We start from the raw sequence: 4,367 nt of genomic DNA, 5'->3' as shown, positions 1-4,367 counted from the left end.
TGCGCCCCGGATCACCGGCCTTGCCCGGCAACAAGGACGCAATCTTCGCCCACTGCCCATCGCTCAGTTCATACCGCTTCGCCACCATCAAAGGCCTCCGTGATCCAACACGGTGTCCTATGAATCAGCGATTAAGTGATTTGGGAATCCTGAATGTCGATCCGACCTAGGGTTACAGACCTTGCGCTTTCAACTTCGCTTTTCACAGGTTGATGGGAAACCTTCCATCCCCAAGGTCAAACCTCAATCGAGGGCAAGACATGCGCAGGTCGAACCGGGTCATACTGTTACTTTCCTCAACCATCCTCGCAATGGCTGCGACCGGGGCATCCGCCCAGGAACGCCACGTCGGACGGCCCCCCAAGATACGAGCTGGTCGCTTGACGCCTACATCACCGGAAATACAGTGACCGGACCGGAAGGGCCGACGTTCGGATGGCCGTGTGGGTGACGGCATCGTTGGCGATCATCCTTGCAGCGTCCGAGGGCTATCTCTTCGGATCGGCGTACTCCGCAACCCGTGACGGCGTCCCAGCGATCATTGGCTCAGCCGGGCTTGTCTTCGCTTTGATCGCCCTCGTCGCGGCTGGGGTGCTGAAAACGAAGTGGACTGGACGCGCGGTAGCGATGCGGGTGGCTGGCAGTTGGACCGCCGCAAGTGGCTTGCTGCTTCTGGGGTGGGGTTTGCGCTGACGGCGCGTCGCGGCTTCACGACCGTTTGTTACGGTAACATACGGTGCAAAGGGAGAAATTTGTTTCATCTTGTTTGGAGATCGCCCAGCGTCAGGCGACGCACTCGAATGGATAAACCGGATGGGGAACGGAGTTGAATTCGTAAAGAGCTGCTTCAAGGAGCGCGCCAAAGTTGTCCAGGAACTCATCGCACGCAGTGAGGGGTTTCGCGACCTTTGCGACGACTTCGAAATCGCCGACAACGAGGAAGAGCGATGGGAGCTTTCAATCGCTCCGGAGCGCAACGATCGCATCGCCCTCGCAATACTGCAACAGCGTGAAGGGCGACGGCAATATCCACTCCTACCTCGTCGAGACGAAGCGCGTCGACAACAGGGAATGAAATCAGGCAATCACCGACGCAGGATGGCGGTGAATGATGACCGAAACCGGGGAAATGAAAATGATCGCTCGTAGCATCTCCTTGGCATTCGGCCTGCTTCTGGCCCCGTGCCTCTCTTCAGCCCAGCAGTTCGACAACAGCCAGATCATGAGCACTCTCGGACAGGCGAAGTCTGCGGCATCCGCCGTCGACGTCGCTTTGCTGGTGGGGGAGGCCAACACCAATGTCGGGAAGGGCGTTGCCGCGCTCCCCAATTGGAGCAAGCTGTCGGAGCTCTCGCAATTAATCGTCGAGATCGACTTTGAAAATAACTCGACTGCCATTGAGCCTAAGTCCTACCGCACCGTCGAGCTGATCGCGGACGCGTTGCATCATCCTGATTTGCTCCGCGACAAGTTCCTGATCGTCGGGCACTCGAGCGCAACCGGAAGTGCAAAGCACAATCTCGAACTCAGCCAGAAACGGGCCGACGTCATCAACGAAGCGTTGTCGACAACATTCGCGGTTTCCCCTGACCTCCTTTTTTCAGTGGGTGCCGGAGAGGAATGGCCGATCGATCCGGGTCATCCGAAGTCGGCCGACAACAGGCGCGTCCAGTTAATCAATCTGGGACTTTTGAAGTAGCGGCCTCGTGGCCCAACAGGAGGACGAACAGTGCCTGGGATCTCACATATCTGCATGGTCGCGCTCGCGGCGACCTTCGTTTTCACGTCGTCGGCCCTCGGGCAGGACGCCATCTCGGCTCCCGCACAGAAGACGATTGGGGCGACGAAATCTAAAATGGTGCCTTCTCTTGCTGTCCTCAATTCTGGAGGCGCAAAGCTCGGGGGTGGCAAGCTGACGATGAGCGGTATTTCCGCGGTTTCAATCGTCTTCGCCGACCGCCCGGTGCGCTCTGCAGGTCATGTCCTGACCTCCGAATTCATCAATCAATGGGGCGAGGGAGCGGACAGCTTCGCCAAGGACCCGCCGAATGCGACGATATCGGTACTGAGCGCCAAGGGAGATTCCGTCGCCGATGCCGTGGTGGTCCTGAAGACGCCGAAGCTCGAAGGCGCAAACCTGACCTTTGAGGTCGCGGTCCTCGAAGGCGATCTCGCCGGAGCAGATGGCCCCGCGTCGCTATTCATCGACTGGTTTGCGGCACGCGGTCCTTATGGCGGCGTTGCCGTGGGGGGCGCTGGTTTTCGTGCTCCTGTCTGGCGCGGTGCCTACTATGCGCACCCGGCCTATGGTGGAGCCATCGCAGCGGGGGCTGTACTGGGAGCGGCGGCCGTGGCGTCCGAGTATCACCCCTACTATGGCTATCGCCCGCCGGCATGCGGGTACTACCCTTATCCGCCCTGCTACTGAACTCTCAGCGGAAGGGGAGTCAAACTAGGCAAGCATCGGCGGGGCGCAAACCGCCGATGTGTTGGGGCTGTTGCTCGTCCAGGCGTGGTTGTCTTTGAACGATCGAGGTCTGTGGTGGTCGCCACTACCCTGATTAGCGACATCCCACGGACGGCAAACATCGAGGATGCAACGAGTGGAAATCATCTCTACGCCAAAGCCCGTTCTGGAAATATGCGTCGGCACCTTGTTTTTGATCGTCGTCATCTTCGTGCACGGCGCCGGAATCCGGTCTATCAGTCGGCAGTTCAACGAATCTTGGGTGCATGTAACCAGCGCCACGCCGCATTGGCGGGTCAACATCATGCTGGCGGCAACGATCGCTGGTCTGGCGCTCCTGCATTTTGCAGAGACATTGATATGGGCACTTCCCCTCTATGTGAGGGAGATCATCCCTTCGATGCGGGACAGCTACTACTACGTGTTGGAGAGCTACACCACGCTTGGCGAGGGCGGCGTCACTCTTCCAGATCGATGGCGGCTGCTCGGCCCGATTATAGCAATGTCCGGCCTGTTCACCTTTGGTTGGACGGGGAGCGTGCTGGTCAGCATCATGACCGATTTCGGGAGATTCGACCGACTACAGGCAGGGCAGGAGCGTGCTGACGAGGACGAGGCGGACGCCCTCGAAAATGCCGCCTGCGGTCACATGTTGGAAATGGCATTCATCTCGTGGTTTTTCACGGTTCAAACGGAAAGGAACGACAATGTCTAAACACTGGACAGCTTCCCTTGCCTGCGCGGCGCTTCTCTTTCCACTCTCGGCAGGGGCAGCGCAACTCGAGGTCGGAAAACTAGACTGCGACATATCCGCCGGCGTCGGTATGATCCTCGAATCCAAGCAAACCGTCTCATGCACGTTTACACCATCGCCATCGCTCCCCGGCCCGACCCAGACCTACAAAGGCTCGATCGATGAGTTTGGTCTCGCCATCGGGGACGTCAAGGCAGGGCGGATGATCTGGCTGGTCTCCAGCGTCAACGGTCAGCCGCTGTCGGGACTGCAGGGCACTTATCGGGGTGTCGAAGCCGACGCTAGCCTTGGCCTCGGCGGCGGCGCGAAGGTGTTGGTCGGCGGAAGTCGAGACAGCGTGTCGCTGCAGCCGTTGTCGCTGGAAGGAGAAGAAGGCGTCAATGTCGCGATTGGCGTTGCGTCTCTGAAGCTTAGTGCGGGTGACTAAACTCCCATATGTCGACTTGGGAGGTGACCGGCGAATACAGGGCATTCAAGGATACCGCACCCATCCCTACTGAAGAACCGGAAGGTCTCCTGCGGTCGTCTTCCACGGGGACGCCGGTCCCGCCTCGGCTTGTCGACAAGGTATCAACTTGCACACAGGATTACCGCTCGATGTTCGAACCAGTCTCTAAAATGAAGCTGCGAGAACGGTCCCTGAAGCAGCCTATTTAGGAGGTAAGTTACTGTAACATACTTGATGTTCTACTCCCAGCTGCAAAGACCTTGGCTTGGGTACCGCTGCGAATAAACTGAGGTTTTCCACTTCGACGTCGCGCGCATCAGCAGCCGCTTTGATTTCCGGGCGCCAGATGAATTGAGGACATAAGCCGCTCTTGAATTGTCAACCATCGCGGTCGCGTAACCTTTTCCTACCACTTATGCGCGTCACTTGACCGCCCCGAACCCGAAAGGAAGTTGTTCAGATGCTTACGAAACGCGATCTGCTTCGCTCTGCTGCGATGGCCGCACTCGCCGCCGCGGCGGCGAAGTCCACTCCTGCAATTGCGCAGAGCAATGCCGAATGGCCCAGCCTGTTGGAGGCCAAGGACATCGCCGAGGAAGGCTTCATCTACGGCCTGCCCCTCGTGATGAATTATGCGGTTATGCAAGAGTTTGCGGTCGACAAGAACTCGGGGCAGTTCAAAGCACCGTTCAATGATA

5 protein-coding genes and 1 pseudogene are annotated in these 4,367 nt (G+C 58.4%); all 6 read left to right on the top strand.

From position 1 onward, the window contains the following. Positions 1 to 435 precede the first annotated feature (435 nt). Positions 436 to 693, top strand: a complete 258-nt coding sequence (locus tag AC1DMK_RS30860; RefSeq protein ID WP_477864017.1) for a hypothetical protein — start codon at positions 436 to 438, stop codon at positions 691 to 693. 436 nt (positions 694 to 1,129) lie between these two features. After that, the gene (locus AC1DMK_RS30855) at positions 1,130 to 1,699 is read left to right on the top strand and encodes an OmpA family protein (RefSeq protein WP_477864019.1); all 570 of its coding nucleotides are present in this window, start codon (positions 1,130 to 1,132) and stop codon (positions 1,697 to 1,699) included. 54 nt (positions 1,700 to 1,753) lie between these two features. Continuing rightward, positions 1,754 to 2,428, top strand: a complete 675-nt coding sequence (locus AC1DMK_RS30850; RefSeq protein ID WP_477864018.1) for a hypothetical protein — start codon at positions 1,754 to 1,756, stop codon at positions 2,426 to 2,428. Between the two features lie 166 nt (positions 2,429 to 2,594). Beyond that, positions 2,595 to 3,182 carry a two pore domain potassium channel family protein gene (locus tag AC1DMK_RS30845; RefSeq protein ID WP_477864016.1) on the top strand — a complete coding sequence of 196 codons (588 nt, stop codon included), beginning with the start codon at positions 2,595 to 2,597 and terminating at the stop codon, positions 3,180 to 3,182. After that, a complete protein-coding gene (locus tag AC1DMK_RS30840) occupies positions 3,175 to 3,648 on the top strand; it encodes a DUF992 domain-containing protein (RefSeq protein WP_477864015.1) in 474 nt (157 codons plus the stop codon). Before AC1DMK_RS30845 ends, AC1DMK_RS30840 begins: the two co-directional genes overlap by 8 nt. Before the next feature lie 481 nt (positions 3,649 to 4,129). Then, a pseudogene (locus AC1DMK_RS30835) lies at positions 4,130 to 4,367 on the top strand (DUF1254 domain-containing protein); the annotation flags it as partial.

The organism is Rhizobium sp. 05L419, assembly GCF_056397845.1.
The sequence above is the reverse complement of the archived record's forward strand: the minus strand, read 5'-3'. Positions and strand labels throughout refer to the sequence as shown.

What these genes read in the sequence shown, in the direction of transcription:
- AC1DMK_RS30860 (WP_477864017.1), top strand. Translation starts at nt 436, where the DNA reads ATGGCCGTGTGGGTGACGGCATCGTTGGCGATCATCCTTGCAGCGTCC.
- AC1DMK_RS30855 (WP_477864019.1), top strand. Translation starts at nt 1,130, where the DNA reads ATGAAAATGATCGCTCGTAGCATCTCCTTGGCATTCGGCCTGCTTCTG.
- AC1DMK_RS30850 (WP_477864018.1), top strand. Translation starts at nt 1,754, where the DNA reads ATGGTCGCGCTCGCGGCGACCTTCGTTTTCACGTCGTCGGCCCTCGGG.
- AC1DMK_RS30845 (WP_477864016.1), top strand. Translation starts at nt 2,595, where the DNA reads ATGCAACGAGTGGAAATCATCTCTACGCCAAAGCCCGTTCTGGAAATA.
- AC1DMK_RS30840 (WP_477864015.1), top strand. Translation starts at nt 3,175, where the DNA reads ATGTCTAAACACTGGACAGCTTCCCTTGCCTGCGCGGCGCTTCTCTTT.